A 16872-nucleotide genomic window follows, 5' to 3' on the forward strand; every position below is an offset into this window, starting at 1 on the left:
ACAACATGCAGTTCTATCGCCGAAATAAAGAGGCAGCAGACAGCACCCTGTGAGGCACTCCGCACAAAAAAAAACAGGGTACGGCAACCGCTTCCGTACCCTACTTTATCCTACCTTCTCGTCCTACTTTTGCGAAGGAGACACCGTTGTTTTGGAGGCCGGAGGCGGGGCAAGGTCGGGGTGTTCCTTCTTTAAATCCGGCAACTGTTGAACCAGCCCTTTCGATTCCTTCTGTGTCATGGCCTGAGCCTCCTGAGTGCTGTTGATCACTATCGGTGTGATAAATAACACCAGTTCCGTGCGGTTGGTAACGCGCTCGCGCTCGCGGAAGAATTGGCCGATGATCGGAATATCCGAAAGCAAGGGAATCTTGTTGACGGTAAGCGTCTCCGTATTTTGAACGAGACCTCCGATCGCTACCGTTTGCCCACTCTGTACGGTTATCTCGGTATCTATGTTGCGCTCATCCACCACCGGATACTGGCTGGCGTTGGCGCCGGAACCCAGTGTCTCGAACTGCTTGAGCGTGCTGGCCTGGGCTACCGCATCTATGGTTACCAATCCATCTCGCGTAATGCGTGGGGTCATATCTATCTGATACCCCACCGGCACCGTGGAGATGTTGTTCGTCACAAAGTTCGATAGACCGCTGATGGTTTGTCCGGAGATGTAGGGTATCCGCTCCACCACATTCACCAACGCCTCTTGACCGTTGGAGGTGAAGACGGTAGGTGTAGCCATCACTTTCACGCGGTTGTCGTTTTCCAAAGCTTGCAGCAACGCCGTATAGTTTGCCCCGTTGAGCACGAACTGCGCGCCTTCAGCAAGCGGATCCAAGGAAAGCCCATTCGCTCCGGTGTTGAAACCCGGTGCCTGCAGGCCGAGCTGGCCGGTAGCCGTGTTCGTTTTTCCGAACAGGTCTTTAAACAGGCCGTTTAAGGCGAAGCCGAGCTTCTCGTCCTTATCGAGGCTCACTTCGGCCACGATCAGCTTGATCATCACCTGGCGTGGCACCACATCGAGCTGCTCTATAAGCTCTTTTACAGCCTCATAGTTATCCGGTGTGGTTGTCACTATAACGGCATCACCGGTTGGGGAAGGGGTTACATAAACATTATTCTGTAACTGTAGGAGGTTGGCATACTCCCCGTTGCGGCCGCGTCCATACTGTGGGCCGGTGTTCTGTCCGATCCCTCTTTGGCCAAAGAAGCCTCCGAACGGACGGAAGAACTGGCGGGTCGGCTCCTGACCGATGGAGTTCGCCTGATAAGGGTCGGTTGGGGCCGAGCCGTTTCCACTATTATCAGTTGCGCCGGCATCCGGCTGGCCCTGTGGGACGGCGCTGTCCGGCGCATTTGGAGGCTGAGGCGGTGCGGCAGAACGTGTGAACAGCGCGTTGTTTCCGAGCTGACGATTGATCTTTGGCAACCCAACCTGGTTGTTTGTGGTAGGAGCACCCCCGCCAAAGAAGAAGGTGTTGAAGTTGCCAAAACCGTTCTGTTGGCCGGTTCCAAACGCCTGTCCGAGAGCATAGGCAACATCGGCGGCGTTGGCGTTCTTAAGTGGGAAAATAAAGGTCGTCGACTCGGCAGGCACCTCCTGGTCGAGCGCATCTATCAGCTTATTGATCGTCTGCATTCGGTCGGCGGTCGCCGTAATTAGCACAGAGTTGGTTCGTGGGTCGGCCACAACCTTCCCAAACGGGTCGGTGCTCGGCACGGTCTGCTCTTGCTGCTGGTTCCCGAAGAAGGGGTTGAAAAACCCTCCAAAAGCTCTCTGCTGGAATGAGGCGTTCTGCTGATTAGCCTGCGTCGCCCCATATTGATTCGAGAGAACCTGGTTCACCAGATTGGCCACATCAACCGCATCCGCAAAATTAATTTTGCGCACCACCGTCTGCAATAGGGCATTTTGATCGGCGTCGAGGCGATCGATAATGTCGTGAGCTACACGCTCCTGGTTATCCGGAGAGGCCACAACGAGCACGGAGTTCGTACGCGTATCGGCCACCGCAAAAACTGCCGGTCGATTCTGCTGCACCGGAGGCTGTTGACCGGGTTGGAAAGGCATTTGCGGGCCGGGTCTCCCTGGCTCGTTCGTAGGAGTTGTTGTGCCGCTCATCTGTTTGAAGACGTTATTGATGACATCGGCAACATCGGTAGCGTTGGCATGACGCAGTGGATAGACCCTTAGCTCGGTTTTATAGGAGCTTTTATCTAGAGCCTGCACCAAAGCCAGAATGCGCTGCACGTTGCTGGCGGTGTCGGTAACTACAAGAGAGTTAGTATCCTGTACGCCGATGAGGCTCGCTCCCTGATTGATCAACGGCTGCAGGTCTTGCGCCAGTGATTTTGCATCGGCGTTCTCAAGGGGAATCACCTGAGTCATCACCTGGTTCCTCGGGTCAACAGGAGTTGGCCCATTCGGATTGACACCCGGATTGATCAAGGTGGTGTTGCGCGCTGCGGTGGCAAAAGGTTCAATAGAGATGACGCCGTTATTTTCAATTGCCGAAAAGCCTCGCACGGCCAACACCTGCTGCAGGATTGTAAAGGCCTGATCGAGAGTAACCGGCGTTGGGTTAATGATCGTTACCTTGCCGGAGAGGCTCGGATCGGCCACGATCTCCACATTAGCCATCTGGGCGTAGAACTGCAGCACATTCATGATGTCCGATCCGCGGAAGTCAAAAGAGATCCGCATCCCCTGTCGGCCGGCCACAGCGGCAAAAGGATTACCGGCCCCTCTTTGACGGAAGCCTCCGAACCTACCGGCACCGCCAAAACCTTGCCCACCACGCGGCTCAATGCGAAACGGTGGGTTACCGCCCTGTGCAGGCGGTCTGCCGTTCGGGGGCGGCCCTTGCTGCCCTTGCGCCAAAGCAGGGAGACCGGCTAAGGCCAACAGGGCCGCTATACATCCTTGCGACAGCTTTTCCGAACGGTTTAGAGAGAACTTATGCGCTCTTTGCCTCATCGTCCAGGGCCTCCGTTGAAGAATCGCCCACCTCCCATCCGGCGCATCTGTCGCCAATAGGCTCGCATGGCGGCCCGATCTTGGTTTTGTTGCGGATTGAACTGAGGTGGTGGTCCGCCCATCACGGGCATGGACATCGTTTGCGTCTGCGGCTGTCCCGCAGTTTGCGCATTTTGAGCTTGTGCATTCGTCTGTTGGGGCACCTCCGCATTCTTGTCCAGCGGGGTAATCACTATGCTATCGGAGCGCGTAAGCACAAGGGGTTTATCTCCCAACTTCATCATGACAACCTGGTCGCTTACGTTCTGAACCTGCGCTCCCAAGAAGGAGTCACCGACACGAACATACCGCCCCTCACCGGTTTTCGAGTTTTCAATGAGGGCTATCGTCTCGTCGCCTACATGTACCGTGCCGGTATAGGCCCAATCGGCAAACGGATTAACCGGCATAGGGGCTACCGGTGTTGGAGCCGGCAAGGTTATTGGTTTAGCCGGCGGGCTGGGCGGCTGTGGTGGGCTAAACAGGCTCCCACGAAGCGCGCTCAGATAAAAGTCGAGACTTGGCCGCGGGGTGCGTGCGCTCCCGGCTCCACTACCGGCCGTTTCGGCATCGGCCACTTGAGGAGCACCAGAGGCACTGCTGGCCGCAGCCGCCTTTACCTGCAGCCGATGGGCCGTATGTTTCATATAAGCCGGTGCGGCTCCCAGGGCGACAATCGAAAACACAAGTGCCCCGCCTGCAACTCCGACGAGCGTCCATGGAAACTGTTTACCTCGGATCTCCTTCTTGAAGAGGGTCTCATAAGGGGCACCGAAGAGCACCCCCGATCGAGCGCCGAAACCGTCATCGATTCCCGTTATCATTTTCGTCTCCTCCTTCGCTCGATGCTGACGAGCTGGCTATTGCGCGTGTATAAGCGGTTATTTGCGCTGTTACGGATACCGCTTGTTGATGTGTATCTTTTGAACCGATATCGAACTTCTCCACCACCAGATGCCCCTTGGGTTTCTCAATCATGTAGAGAAACTTCACTACAGCCGGCTGGAAGGGCGCTTGAAAGCGCACCTGAACCGGCACACGCATCAGTTGGCCAGAAGGCGTTGTTTCAGGCCTTAAGGGCCTGATCTCCGCCAGATGCACCCCCGATTGTGCGGCGCTCTGTTCGAGCTGCTCGATGATTCTGGGCATGAGGACATCCGGTGGAATATCGTAGGCGAGCGCTTCAATATTTTTTTGCAGGGTATTTTGTTGTTCTTCTAGCAATCTATACGAAGCTTCATCGGCCCGATACTGGCGCTGCGCAGCGTCAAGCGGCAAAATCTTTCCCGCAACGCCGCCCGTAGTCGCTGGTTTTGGCGCCGTTAGTTGCAACCAAGCGGCAAGCAGCACAACAAGCCCCAAAAGCACCAATAAGAACTTATCCCGCTTACCGAGCGTCACCTTGTGTGCCTCCTGTTGGCTGTGTCCGCATGGCAGCTTCGGCTACGTTTTGAGAGATCAGCGAGGTCACAACAGGATTCACCCGAAACGTGATCACGAAACTCGTCAGCGTGTCTGCGTCCGACGGAGCCGGGCTGAGAGGTGACGGCAACATCTTTGGTGGCGTGGCGGCCGTTTCGGTCGTCCTTAAGGTTGGTGTCGGGTCAGCGCCATGAGAGCCGTTGGACGATTGCCCGTTCATCGAAGGCACCTGTGGAGACACCTGCCCTTGTGTGGGCAGTTGCGGCGGCGCTCCACCAGGTGGGGAAAACCCAGCAGAAGGGCCGCTCGGGGAAAAACTCGGCGGCGCCCCTGGCGGTTGAAAGCCGGGCGTAGGCCCTCCAAATGGCACCCGTCCATTAAACCCTGAAGGGCTTAGCCCCGCCCCGAAACGTCTAAAAGCCCCACCCTTTCTGCCCGAACGAAAACTGTTTACTCCTCCATTCGACCCGGCAGACACTCCGTTCTGTATCTGCACGTTGGGGCCTCCCATTCTTGAATTCGACATTGGAGCTAAAGGAGCGCTTGGAGACGACTGTGGATTGGCCGTTTGACGAGTTGGCTGGGCTTCTACTGGAGCCATATTTTGCAAAGCGGCTCTGGAGCCGCCTCCCTGACCGGCATCCCCCATGAAGCTAAGTTGTACGTCCGTAAACGCTTTGGAACGCTGCAAGCTTAGCAACAACGCTACCGCATCCGACGATCTTTTAGCGTTTCCGCGCACCGTGATGGTGCCGTTGCGTGTAAAAGAGAGCTGTGTGAGCCAAATGTTTGGCGTCGAGGGCATAGCCCGCGAGAGAGCGGTTAATATATCCAGAAGGGGGTGAGCACGATCCAAACCGGATTGCAACTCCTGCTCTACCGTTGCCAACTTCGTTGTGGCATCCTGTAGGGGCTTCAGCCGATCGTGCTCGAACTTCTGAAGTTTCACATTCTCATCTAACGTCTCCTGTTGAAGCTGTTCGTGCTTTTGCCATGCACCGATAGCCCATGTGGTGCCCAAAAAGACCACAACCCCCGTCACACCGATGCCGAGCAGCCCAAGCCGCTGTTTCACCAGCCGCTGACGACGCTCTGCAAGCTCGGTAGGAATAAGATTGATAGGCAAAAGCGGCTCTGATGTGGCCTGGAGGGCAAGACCAAGCACACGTGCGTAGGAGAGCGCCGAGGCATCGCTCTGGCCTAGCACCGCGCTCCAGGGATAGAACTCCACCGGAATGTCGAGACTGCCGAGTAGACGACTGCGCAACAACTCGAGAAAAGCTGTTGGCCCCCCCAACAGATAAAGGTTGCCAATACTGCGTTGCCGATATTCGTTCTGATAGGCCGCTAACGAGCGCACCACCTCCTCGGCAACACGCTCTGCATGGGCCGCCTCATCTCCTCGCGCCCCCACCAATGCGACCCCACGAGAGAAGAAAGCCTGCGAATCGGGAACCACCAAATCCATGCTCTCCGATGTTGCAAACAAGAGGGCGGTTCCTGTAGGAAAGCCTGCGCCGAGTTGTGCCAAAGCGGTAGAGGAGATAGTCAGATCATGCAAGGTAAGCCCCAACCGCTCGAAAGCCAGCAGCACTGCCTCAATGAGGTCTTTACGCATCGCGGCTAAAAGCACACTGTCTACCTCGGCGCCGTCAGCAGCGATCTGCCGTCCCTCTAAGAGACAGTAGCTCAAAACCGCTTCATCTACCGGATATAGAATATATTGCTGTGCTTCAAAGCTCACCATGCCCTTTAGCTCTTCCGGCGGGACGTGGGGAAGTTGAATAGGGCGCAGCGTAGCGAGATGGCGCGGTAAACAGGCGAAAACGTCCTTTGTCGAGATACCGGCCTGCTGGAGGGATTGACGCAGAGCCTCTACCAGAGCATCGGTAAGTTCGGCAGGCCTCTCCCAAATTCCCGTCGGCAAAGCCGTTTGGGCGCGCCGTACGAGATGCGGCTGCTTTCCGAATTCACCGCTGGCCCCCGTTACAACTTCTCCCACCCAAATAGACTCCGCTCCTAAGTCTATAGTTACTATGGATCTCTGCGCCCTCATCTTCTGTCTCTCCTTCAATTCCTCATGCACTCCTTCACCGCTTACTGCCCTCCACCGCTGTAAGTCCCCATATTTGTGCCGGAAGCGCTGCTCCCACTAGGCGATGGCAGCGGTAAAACAGGTGGAGCATTCCACTGGTACCACCCTGGCGCCCGCTGCACCTCACGCCACTGCAGCACCTGAGGCCCGTTCGGGGTGAACTCTACCAACGCCGACACGGCGTAGACTCGTGGGCTTCCCTGCCTTCGCACCAGAATATGGATAATATAGTCCGCTCCTTTGGTTGATAGCGAGCCGATGGCGTTTTCCAATTCATCATTGCTCACCTGCAGGCTAAATAGGTCGCCTAGCCCTTGAAAGGCCTGGCCACTCTGGCGATACTGCACAATGGCGTTCAACAGATCGCGGCTCATGCCGGGTACCATGGCCAACACTTCCGGTGGTGCAGTGTTCACATCCACGACATTTTCGCGATAGGTATTGTTATCTACCGTTATTTTATCTGCGATCTGCTGCATCAAGGCGGTTGTTACTCCTTGTACTTTCAAGAGATCGCCTATTGAGGTGAACTGCCCGCCGCCACCGGCAGCCGCTCCGCCACCTCCAGGGCCTCCACCGGGGCGAGGATTCCCTCCACCGCCGGGGCCGCCTCCAGGGCGTGGGCCACCGCCATTACCCCCATTTCCTCCAGGCCCACCACCTACACCGCCAGGCCGAGGGCCGCCCCCCGGCCCGCCGCCTGCACCTCCAGGCCGGGGGCCACCACCGCCTCCCCCAGGCCGTGCTTGCCTATGGCTTGTGGCATTCGCTGCAGCACCGGCGGCACCACCTCCGTTCCCTCCAGCAGCACCTCCGCCACCTTGCCGATAGTTGACGATAGCTTGGGCGATATTGGCAGGGATATTCAGCTGCTGTTCAAGGTCTTGCTCCGTTGCGGTGTTGATGTTAATGCGCTGTGTCCCATCAGATGCCACGTTCAGCTCACGCGAAACGGTGGTAAAAAGCTGGGCCAGCGGCAGCGTGCTGTTCTGGTAAATATCGCTAAAATCTTCCCCTGTGGTGCCGCTGTTACTCCCATTGGTGCCGGTTCCGCCGGCAGTTCCCCCTCCGTTGGCAGTCCCACCCCCCAGCAAAGACTGCCGAGTCCTTACCGCGTTACCGTATCGCCCCACCACACTTCGGCTCGTTGTGGTGCTAGAACTCGTGCTCAAGCTGTTTGTGGTCGTGTTACTGAGAGTCTGCCCGGCAGCGGCCGGGGTGCCGGCAACGGTGCCGTAGAGAATGGAGGGGGTCATTCCCTGCACCAGTAAAAGCTCTCCAATGGTATCGAAAGGGGCTCCTTTATTGTCATAGGGGGTTGGCAAACTCTCGTAGTTCTCTGTTCCTCCCTGCTGTGCGCCCTGAGTGCTTGTCGGTTGGGCATTTGTTGTCGTGGCAGCCGTACGCCAGTCAATAATCGCCTGGGCTAAATCGGGGTTTTGGGCAAAAACCGGCAATTGCTCTAGGGTATTGAGGTCAACCTGGTTGATGTTGATGCGTGAGGCCGTATCTACCGCCATCACCTTTACCCACAAGTCACCTATCTGCCACCAACCGTTCTGATCGGCCGTCGGATCGGGTTGCACCACCCCATAGGTTGCCCCATTGGTGCTCGTCTGCTCTAGAGAGCTAATGGCATAGTTCAAAGCGCCTTTGGCCGCATAGTAGTCCTCAACCTGCTCAACGAAATTGGCGCTCGCTCTTGCCTGATCATGCGCCCGTGCCGCGAGGGTAACGGCTACGGCCACCAGCAGCAGCATGGCCAGTAGAACGGGAATAAGCGCCTGTCCGCGATGTGCCCTCATTGCCCGCCTCCCGTACTCATCTCATTCGTACCGCTTTCACCGGAGCCGTTTTGCGAGCCAGATGAGCTGCTGTTATTCACCGGCGTGTTGGGCAGGGGTGGCTGCTGTACCTCAATAGGGATCGTGGTGATAAATGTATCTGGGTTGCCGTCGGAACCTTGAATCACCAACGTCACCTGCACCGCCGATGGCAGCTGCATATCCCCCGTGGTAGCGCTATTGGTGGTGGTCGTCGCATTCTGGCTCTGACCGCTTTGTCCTTGCCCACTCTTCTGGGTTAGTTGCTGCATCTGTTGCTGCCAGTTGGGTTGCTCGAAATCCCAACTGTCACGCCAGGTTTGTTGGCTCGGGTCCCAAAACTGCAACTGCATGGAGAGAACCTTATCGGCGATCACATCGGGAACGTTGGGGTTCGTTTGGGCAAAAAGCTGTAGGTTAGGCACATTCACCACAGTCCGATGCAGCTCGCCGGTCGTGCTATCCAGCCAGTAACGCACCAAAGCACAATCCCATTGAGGCGTCCAACTATTCGTCGCTGCAGTGGCATTCGTGTTATTCGACATTACATTGGCATTCATGGCGAGCACCGGGTCGAGATTGGGGTCAGCGGTCTGTATCCTTCCGGTTAAGGTGCTCAAATAGAGCAGGCTATTCGGCAACTGCACCGAGCTTGGGGCGCCGTTACCGACAAAAAGAGAGGCGGCGTTGTTAGCAGCAGGAAAAGCCGCCTCCAGGTCTTGCTGCAGAAAATGAAACACCGCACGAGCCACCTCCGCATCTTGTTGATGGTTCTGCAGGGTGATCTCGGCACGTATAGACGTGGAGAGTGCAACGCCCAATGCGGCGGTAATGATGCCGAAGATGATGAGAGCTACAAGAGCCTCGATCAGGGTAAAGCCTTGCCGTTGCCTGGTCATTGCCCGGTAAGTCCGCTCGACGAGGTTGTCGAAGAAGAGGTTCCGTTCTGCTGTTGCACACGCAGATAGGTCACAAAATCCCTGCCCGCCGACTGGTTTGGGTCGCCCCATTCAATGTGAACCGTCACTTTGAAAAGATCAGGGTACTGTGTTGGGTCTACCTCTTCCGTCCAGCGATAGTCGGGGTACTGAGGATTGAAATCTCCTTTTTGCGTGCCCGGACCGAGGCTAGCAGATTGCAACTCCAGTTCGGCAAGCTTCTCCTGGGCGAGCATGGCCGCCGTTTGCAGGTGTTCCGCCCTCGAGGCCAACTGCACGCTTGCCGAGATGGCACCTAGCGCTGCTGTCACGCCTATAGCCAGCAGCAGTGTGGCAACGATCATCTCCACCAAAGTAAAACCACGAGACACTCGCATTGCTACTGTCCTTGGGTTCCAGAGCTTGCGTTAAGGGATTGCGTCTGGCTCGTTGCCGGCTGCAGCAGCAGATCGGCTTCATATCCCTGAGCACTCACCAAGCTCAACTGCGCCCCATCGCACGTTCCATCGCCGTAGAAGTTCACCTGGGTTAACCCTCCGAGGGTGTTTGGCGCTGCCGACGGTTGCAGAGGTGTAAAACTCAGCACCCGTATGTTGACGCCCAACTCCACCGGCTGGCTTTGAGGCATAGGTTGCGATGTCACATCCTGTTGCAAAGCCACCGGGGTGTCGGTAGGCGGCGGCTGCATGGGAACCAGCAATAAGAAGGCGTTATGCGCTGGGTCCCACTGCACGGTAACCGTCTCATCAAGCGTGATGGCCTGGCGATGGGCGTAGGCAAAGAGAGACTCTACCTCGCTCACTTTTTCATCGAACTGACGCTTAGCATAGAACCTATCGTAAGCCGGCACGACGATCCCTGCCGCAATCGCGATGATCAGGATCACCGTGAGCAGTTCAATAAGCGTAAAGCCTCTTTTGCCTACTTTCAAGCGCTATTGGCCTTTCAGGTTCCAGTCCTGAATGTCATCGGCTGTCCCCGGTTGCCCATCCGGCCCTGCAGAATAGAGATCGTATTCGCGCCCGTTGCTTCCGGGGACTTTGTAGATGTAGGGATTGCCCCACGGATCGAGCGGGATATGGTCAATATTCTTCAGGTAAGGCCCATTCCATTTGCCACGGGGGCTAGGTGGTGTGATCAGCGCATCTAAGTTCGGTGGTACCGTGCCCATATCCAGCTTATACTGGTCAATAGCGTTGTCGAAGGCCTTAATGTCGGCAATGGCGGCCGAAATCTTGGCATCCTTTATGCGGCTAATGACGTTTGGCACCACAATCGCAGCTAAGATCGCTAAAATTACCACCACAACGAGAATCTCGATCAGTGTAAAGGCGCGTCGTAGCTCTTTGACTCGTCGACTCATACAGACTATCTCCTTATCTAAAAAGTTAGCATTATTTTACGAGAGTATTGGCTTTAAAGATCGGCAAGAGGATAGATAACACGATGAACCCGATGAAAGCGCCCATCAGCAAGACCACCAGAGGTTCCACCAGACTGGTTAATCGCCGCATGGTATTATCTACCTCGAAGTCCAACGTTTCCGCCGTCCGCAGCAACATGCTCGGCAGTCTGCCGGTCTCCTCCCCAACTGCCGTCATGTGCAGCACCACGGGCAGAAAATCGCCGCTTTTTTCCAACGCGGCGTGCAGCGTCTCGCCCTGTCGCACATGCCCGCGGGCATTCAACACCGCTTCGGCGGCCACCTCATTGCCGAGCGCCGAGGCGGTGATGCTCATAGCTTCGAGGATGGGCACACCGCCGGCCAACAAGGTGCCTAGCGTTCTGGCCAATCGGGAGGCAACCACCTTCCGATTTAACGTTCCGAACAGAGGCATCTCTAGGAGAAACGCATCCATTCGACGCTTTCCCGTCTCGGTGCGTAGCCAGCGCCTCAGCAGAAAGACCGCCAGCGCAATTCCAACCACGATGCCCGGCCAATAGCGCCCGATTATGCCGGAGAGGGTTAAGAGAATGACGGTAGGCAAAGGCAAGGCACTGCCCATATCATGAAAGATGCCGGAGAGTTTAGGCACCACGAAGGTCAACAGGAAGGTCACCGCCCCTACGGCCACCGTTATCAACACGGCCGGGTAGGTGAGCGCCGCCGCAATCTGGCTACGCCGTGTCTGCTCCTTCTCCATAAAATCGGCGAGACGTTTCATCACTTCGGGCAGTTGGCCAGAAACCTCACCGGCCCGCACCATATTGATGTAGAGGGTGGAGAACTCACGCGGAAACTTGCTCAGCGCCTCAGACAGAGGCTGGCCGGCGCGGATATCTGCCTGCATAGACTGCAGCATGGGGCGAATGGCCTCGCTCTCCATCTGTTCGATCAGCGTGGAGAAAGCCCTATCCATCGGCAAACCGGCATCGAGCAGATCCGCCATCTCTCGTGTGAAAAGCAGAATCTGGGTACGACCAATGCGCTTCTTCCCTTCCGATGTCGAGGAAACCGCAGCCTTCGCCTCCTTTTTCTTGGTCATCGCCCCGTTCGCCGCTTGCTGGCCGGTGAGTATGCGGGTAGGATAGACCCCCAAAGCTCGCACCTTCACGGCGGCATCCTGGAGGTCCTGCGCATTGATAACTCCCGTTGTTAGACGACCGCTGCGGTCGCGTGCTTCATATGTGAACTCTGGCATGGCGGCTAAATACTAAACTCCTCCCTCTGGCAAACACGAAGCACCTCTTGCACCGTGGTAAGTCCCTGCAACACCTTTTCTCGGCCGTCTTGAAGCATCGTGGTCATTCCGCGTTGCCTCTGGGCATACTGTTTGATCTGGTTCGATGGCTCATGCCGTGTGATCATCCCGCGTATCTCCTCATCCACCGTCAGCATCTCGAAGATGCCGCTTCGGCCTCGAAAGCCCACCCCACGGCACTCTGGGCATCCACGCCCTTTCATCAAAAGGTGCGCCTGCTCAGGCTCTATTCCGATCTCCCGTAGGGCAACGGCCTTCTCCTCATAAGGCTCTCTGCAACGCTCACAGTTTATACGTACAAGCCGCTGTGCTAAAACCCCGATGAGAGATGAGGCCACCAAATAGGGCTCCGCCCCAATATCTAGCAGGCGGCTAACGGCACCGGCGGCATCGTTGGTATGCAAGGTGGAGAAGACGAGATGGCCTGTAAGTGCCGCCTGAATGGCGATCTCTGCCGTTTCTCTATCGCGAATCTCCCCAACCATAATGACATCGGGGTCTTGTCGCACAATGCTGCGCAACCCATTGGCAAACGTTAAGCCGATCTGCGGCTGAACCTGTATCTGGTTAATACCAGAAAGCTGGTACTCCACCGGGTCTTCCACCGTAATGATCTTTTTCTCGATACTATATATCTCACTTAGGGCCGCATAGAGAGTGGTTGTTTTTCCAGAGCCTGTAGGGCCGGTTACCAAAATAATGCCGTGTGGTTCCTGGATGAGCCGTCGAAATGTGGAAAACATCTGTTGGTTCATGCCCAATTCGGTGAGGCCTAACATGGCCGTCTGCTTATCCAAAATGCGCATAACCACCGACTCGCCATATACGGTGGGAACCGAGGAGACGCGAATATCAATTTGGCGTCCCCCGCTGCGAATGCGCATACGCCCGTCTTGAGGTAACCGCCGCTCGGCAATATCCATATCGGAAAGAATCTTGATACGGCTCACAATGGCTGCGTGGAAGCGACGTGGAGGCGCGTTGACCTCATGAAGCACGCCGTCAATACGATAGCGCACACGCAACATGCGCTCAAACGGCTCGATATGGATATCGGAAGCCCCATCCTGAATGGCCTGGTTGATGATAAGGTTCACCATCTGGATGACAAACTCTTCCTTCGCCATCTTTTGGAGGTCGGCGATATCGAGGCTCTCTTCGTCCTCGGTAACGGCGCGCTCGGCCTCCTCAACGCCCTGTATCATCCGCGACATGTAACTCTGCTCACACACGCGGCGTATGTCGGCAGCCGAGGCCAGCATGGGGGCGATGTCGAGACCGGTGAGCAGATGGAGGTCGTCAATGGCTTGAATATCCAGCGGATCGGCCATTGCCACCACAAGCCTCTCCTCAGTGCGCCGAATGGGAATGAGCAGGTGACGGATGGCAAACTCGCTAGGTACCATCTTCAAAACTTCTGGGTCGGGCGGCTCTTGATTCAAATCTACCAGGGGCACTTCGAGTTGACGCGAAAGCGTTTCAAGCAACCGCGCTTCTGAGATCGCCCGCATGGAAACGAGTATCTCTCCAATCCGCCTGCGGCTCTCCCCACGCTGCTGTTCGGTTAAAGCCATATCGAGCTGGTCTTGGGTAATGGCTCCCTCTTCTACCAATAAGGCGCCCAAAAGGGCCCGCTTTAACTTTAACAAGGTCGTGCACCTCTTTCCTTTTCACGCCCTACCGACGCGCACACGCAATTCAACCGTCATATTTGACGCACAAGTCCTTCACGAGTTTCGGTCATTTTTCGACCCCAAGCATCGCGATGCCACATCTGGGTACCTATTTCAAAGCCGGTTTTTATCGTTCCACTAACCTCCCGCCTTAGGAGTGGCCCTTGACGCAAGCTTGAACTTCAAAGTACTCTGTATCGGTAGAATTTGTTCGAGGACTAAGCCTATGCAACCCTCCTTCTTATCGCTACTAGGAACCGTCCTGCTCTGCGGTGGCCTCTACATAAAACCCCTTTCCGCACAGGCTGAAACGCCGCAAGAATGGGTCGCTCTCGGCCAACGTGTCCACGGTGCGTTCGGCTCCTACGTCGCCCTTGGCATACGCATCGGCTTAGATGCCCTACGTCGCCTACATACCCGGCGCACCGAGGTTGAGGTAACCTATCAGTCAGGCCCGAAAGCGCCTTGCCCATGCGTGGCCGACGGCATTATGCTGGCAACTATCGCCACGCCGGGTCGAGGAACACTCCATGTGCTTTCTGCTCGGGCCGATCAGCCTGTCTTTGGAATCGCCACAATCACCGACATACGAACCGCACAAATGCTGCGCTACGTCATTCCGGCATCGGCACAGGCATTTCTCGACCGATGCAATCAATATAGCCCCCTGAAACGCTATTGGGCCGTCATGAAAGCCAATCCGAGTTCTCTTTATCAAGTAATGCTTCTACGTCCTGCCAAATCCACAAAAACCTCACCATCCAAATCGCACCCCACAGCACACGCCAAGGCACAGCCTTAAGGCCGACGCCACAACCGCATCTCCTTGACAAATCCGCCGCAATTATGCCATATTTAAAGCGACGCTGCGGGGTGGAGCAGCCTGGTAGCTCGTCGGGCTCATAACCCGAAGGTCGCCAGTTCAAATCTGGCCCCCGCTCCCTTTCTTGAACGGAGCTTGCCTCATGGCAGGCTCCGTGAATTCGTTTGAACCCGCCAACTTCGCCTAACTTTCCCTCTCTTCGCGTTAGGCAGGAATCCCCTCTTCGATGTCGAACCCAAATAAAAACACCATGAGAGAAGGCCTTATGGCGATTTGGAAAACGCCTGCTATCGGCAGCCTCAGTCTCTTGCTCGCACTCGCCGCCATACCCTGCCTTGCAAGGATGAACTTCTATGTAGCTCCTAACGGCAACGACGCCTGGTCTGGCTACCTTCCTTATCCCAATCGCACCCATACGGATGGGCCATTCGCTACACTTGGGCGAGCACAACAGGCCGTACGCGCTTTCAAAAAGCAGCACCCCACCCAAAAAGAAGGCATCACAGTGTGGCTAGAAGGTGGGCGCTATGAGTTGCATCAAACATTTGCCCTTACAGCCGCAGATGGAGGAACCGCCCAAGCGCCCGTTCGCTATGCTGCATGGCACCGCCAGACGGTCTCCATCACCGGTGGCAAACTTATCTCGCATTGGCAACCGGTAACCGACCCCCATATTCTTGAGCGCTTGCCAGAAGCCGCACGTGGCCATGTGCTTCAGTGCGATCTGCACAGCCAAGGCATCCAGAACTTTGGGCAGCTTACCCGACGTGGTTTTGGCCTACCCATCGTTCCTGCTCCGTTGGAGCTGTTCTTTCGCGGAGAGCCGATGCAGCTCGCCCGATGGCCCCTCCACGGATATACTACGATCGCCACCACTCCGGCCGGCCCTCAAGGCGGTGAGTTTGGTTATGAAGGCGACGAGCCATCACGCTGGAGCAACGATCATGACGTGTGGGTACACGGCTACTGGACGTTCGACTGGGCCGATAGCTACGAAAAAATCGCCTCCATTGACACGGCGAAGCACCTCATCCACACCGTCCCGCCCCACGGCGTCTACGGTTACCAGATAGGCTCACGATGGTATGCGTTGAATATCCTCGAGGAGCTTGCCGCACCGGGCGAATACTATCTCGACCGCGATACCGGCGTTCTCTACTTCTGGCCACCCGCCTCGATCCACAAGGGGGATACGGAGGTCTCAATTCTCACAACCCCTCTCATCACCCTAACCGACGCCTCTCATGTGATTCTAGATGGCCTCACCATTGAGTGCGGACGCGGTTGCGGCGTGCAGATAGTGGGTGGAGACCATAATCTGCTTGTCCATTGCACCCTCCGCAATTTCGGAGAATACGCCGCAAGCATCGGAGATGATACGCAGAACTACCAAAACGCTATCTATGCAAATACGCTCCTTAATCGCCAAAGCGGGTCTCATAACGGCATTGAAGAGTGCGCCATCTACAACACCGGCAGCGGAGGCGTGTTACTAGGTGGTGGCGACCGCCAAACACTCACTCCGGGGGGCAACTTTGTGATCGGATGCACCATCCATGACTACAACCGATGGGACTTCACCTACCGAGCCGGCGTCAATATAGATGGAGTGGGCAACCTCATTGCCTATAACGCCATCTACAATGCCCCCCATAACGCCATTCTGCTCTCCGGCAATAACCACCTCATCGAGTTCAACGATATTCACGACGTCTGCCTCGATACCGGCGACGCCGGAGCCTTCTATATGGGACGGGACCTCAGTATGCGAGGGAACACCGTTCGCTATAACTACTTTCACAACATTGAGCCTCACATTCAACGGGCAAACGCCTTCGAGGGAGTGCAATCGGTCTATCTGGATGACTGCGCCAGCGGCACCACCGTCTACGGCAATATCTTCTTCCATGCCGGCTGCGCCGTGATGATCGGCGGTGGCCGTGACAACACCGTAGACAACAATCTCTTTCTCGATTGCGACCCCGCTATTCATGTAGATGCCCGCGGCCTCAGCTGGGCAAAGGACTGGTTTAACGGCAAAGACCCCATCCTTATTTCACGCCTCGAAGCCGTTCACTATAACCGGCCTCCCTACAGCATCGCCTACCCACACTTGGCCAACATTCTGCAGGACGACCCGGCCGTGCCGAAATACAACACGATCACTCATAACATTTGCGTCGGTGGAACCTGGATACAATGGCTCGACGGCATGAATGACCATATCGTTACCGTTCAAAACAATTTGGTGACCACCGATCCGGGCTTTTTAGACCCTCTGGCCCCCGAAAAACGGGGTTTTGAACTCCTGCCTCGTTCTCCCGCTCTCCATATGGGCTTCCGACCTATCCCATTCAACCAAATAGGGCCGAAAGGCTTTA

Annotated in this window: 13 protein-coding genes and 1 tRNA gene; 3 read left to right on the forward strand and 11 right to left on the reverse strand. The window is 56.2% G+C overall.

The genetic code is table 11. The annotated features are described in order from the left end of the window. Positions 1-123 precede the first annotated feature (123 nt). From VKV29_RS04505 to gspE, 11 genes are read right to left on the reverse strand one after another with little or no spacing between them, the layout of a single operon-like run. The gene (locus VKV29_RS04505) at positions 124-2976 is read right to left on the reverse strand and encodes a secretin N-terminal domain-containing protein (protein WP_324200110.1); all 2853 of its coding nucleotides are present in this window, start codon (positions 2974-2976) and stop codon (positions 124-126) included. Beyond that, on the reverse strand, positions 2973-3839 hold the full coding sequence (locus VKV29_RS04510) for a hypothetical protein (protein ID WP_324200111.1): 867 nt from the start codon (positions 3837-3839) through the stop codon (positions 2973-2975). The genes VKV29_RS04505 and VKV29_RS04510 overlap by 4 nt, the downstream gene beginning before the upstream one ends. After that, the gene (pilO, locus tag VKV29_RS04515) at positions 3820-4416 is read right to left on the reverse strand and encodes a type 4a pilus biogenesis protein PilO (RefSeq protein WP_324200112.1); all 597 of its coding nucleotides are present in this window, start codon (positions 4414-4416) and stop codon (positions 3820-3822) included. Before pilO ends, VKV29_RS04510 begins: the two co-directional genes overlap by 20 nt. Further along, complete coding sequence (gene pilM / locus VKV29_RS04520; RefSeq protein WP_324200113.1) at positions 4403-6493, reverse strand: pilus assembly protein PilM; 2091 nt, start codon at positions 6491-6493, stop codon at positions 4403-4405. The genes pilO and pilM overlap by 14 nt, the downstream gene beginning before the upstream one ends. 41 nt (positions 6494-6534) lie before the next feature. After that, the gene (locus VKV29_RS04525) at positions 6535-8337 is read right to left on the reverse strand and encodes a helix-hairpin-helix domain-containing protein (protein ID WP_324200114.1); all 1803 of its coding nucleotides are present in this window, start codon (positions 8335-8337) and stop codon (positions 6535-6537) included. Then, positions 8334-9254 carry a type II secretion system protein gene (locus VKV29_RS04530; RefSeq protein WP_324200115.1) on the reverse strand — a complete coding sequence of 307 codons (921 nt, stop codon included), beginning with the start codon at positions 9252-9254 and terminating at the stop codon, positions 8334-8336. The genes VKV29_RS04525 and VKV29_RS04530 overlap by 4 nt, the downstream gene beginning before the upstream one ends. After that, positions 9251-9670: a type II secretion system protein gene (locus tag VKV29_RS04535; RefSeq protein ID WP_324200116.1), complete on the reverse strand. Its 420-nt coding sequence runs from the start codon at positions 9668-9670 to the stop codon at positions 9251-9253. The genes VKV29_RS04530 and VKV29_RS04535 overlap by 4 nt, the downstream gene beginning before the upstream one ends. 2 nt (positions 9671-9672) lie before the next feature. After that, positions 9673-10224 carry a prepilin-type N-terminal cleavage/methylation domain-containing protein gene (locus VKV29_RS04540; protein WP_324200117.1) on the reverse strand — a complete coding sequence of 184 codons (552 nt, stop codon included), beginning with the start codon at positions 10222-10224 and terminating at the stop codon, positions 9673-9675. Positions 10225-10227: 3 nt separating this feature from the next. Further along, positions 10228-10656: a type II secretion system major pseudopilin GspG gene (gene gspG, locus VKV29_RS04545; protein WP_324200118.1), complete on the reverse strand. Its 429-nt coding sequence runs from the start codon at positions 10654-10656 to the stop codon at positions 10228-10230. A gap of 31 nt (positions 10657-10687) precedes the next feature. Beyond that, a complete protein-coding gene (locus VKV29_RS04550; RefSeq protein ID WP_324200119.1) occupies positions 10688-11935 on the reverse strand; it encodes a type II secretion system F family protein in 1248 nt (415 codons plus the stop codon). Positions 11936-11940: 5 nt separating this feature from the next. Further along, positions 11941-13644 carry a type II secretion system ATPase GspE gene (gspE, locus tag VKV29_RS04555; protein WP_324200120.1) on the reverse strand — a complete coding sequence of 568 codons (1704 nt, stop codon included), beginning with the start codon at positions 13642-13644 and terminating at the stop codon, positions 11941-11943. Positions 13645-13894: 250 nt separating this feature from the next. On the opposite strand from gspE, the gene VKV29_RS04560 reads away from it, so the two are divergent. The 3 genes from VKV29_RS04560 to VKV29_RS04570 all read left to right on the forward strand — a co-directional run. Next, on the forward strand, positions 13895-14470 hold the full coding sequence (locus VKV29_RS04560) for a formylmethanofuran dehydrogenase subunit E family protein (RefSeq protein WP_324200121.1): 576 nt from the start codon (positions 13895-13897) through the stop codon (positions 14468-14470). A gap of 65 nt (positions 14471-14535) precedes the next feature. Further along, positions 14536-14609 (forward strand) — tRNA-Met (locus VKV29_RS04565). Between the two features lie 108 nt (positions 14610-14717). Next, positions 14718-16872, forward strand: a 2155-nt coding sequence (locus VKV29_RS04570; RefSeq protein WP_324200122.1) for a right-handed parallel beta-helix repeat-containing protein, incomplete at its 3' end; no start/stop codon positions are given.

Origin of the sequence: Chthonomonas sp. (assembly GCF_035294165.1) — a bacterium.
Taxonomy (GTDB): domain Bacteria; phylum Armatimonadota; class Chthonomonadetes; order Chthonomonadales; family Chthonomonadaceae; genus Chthonomonas.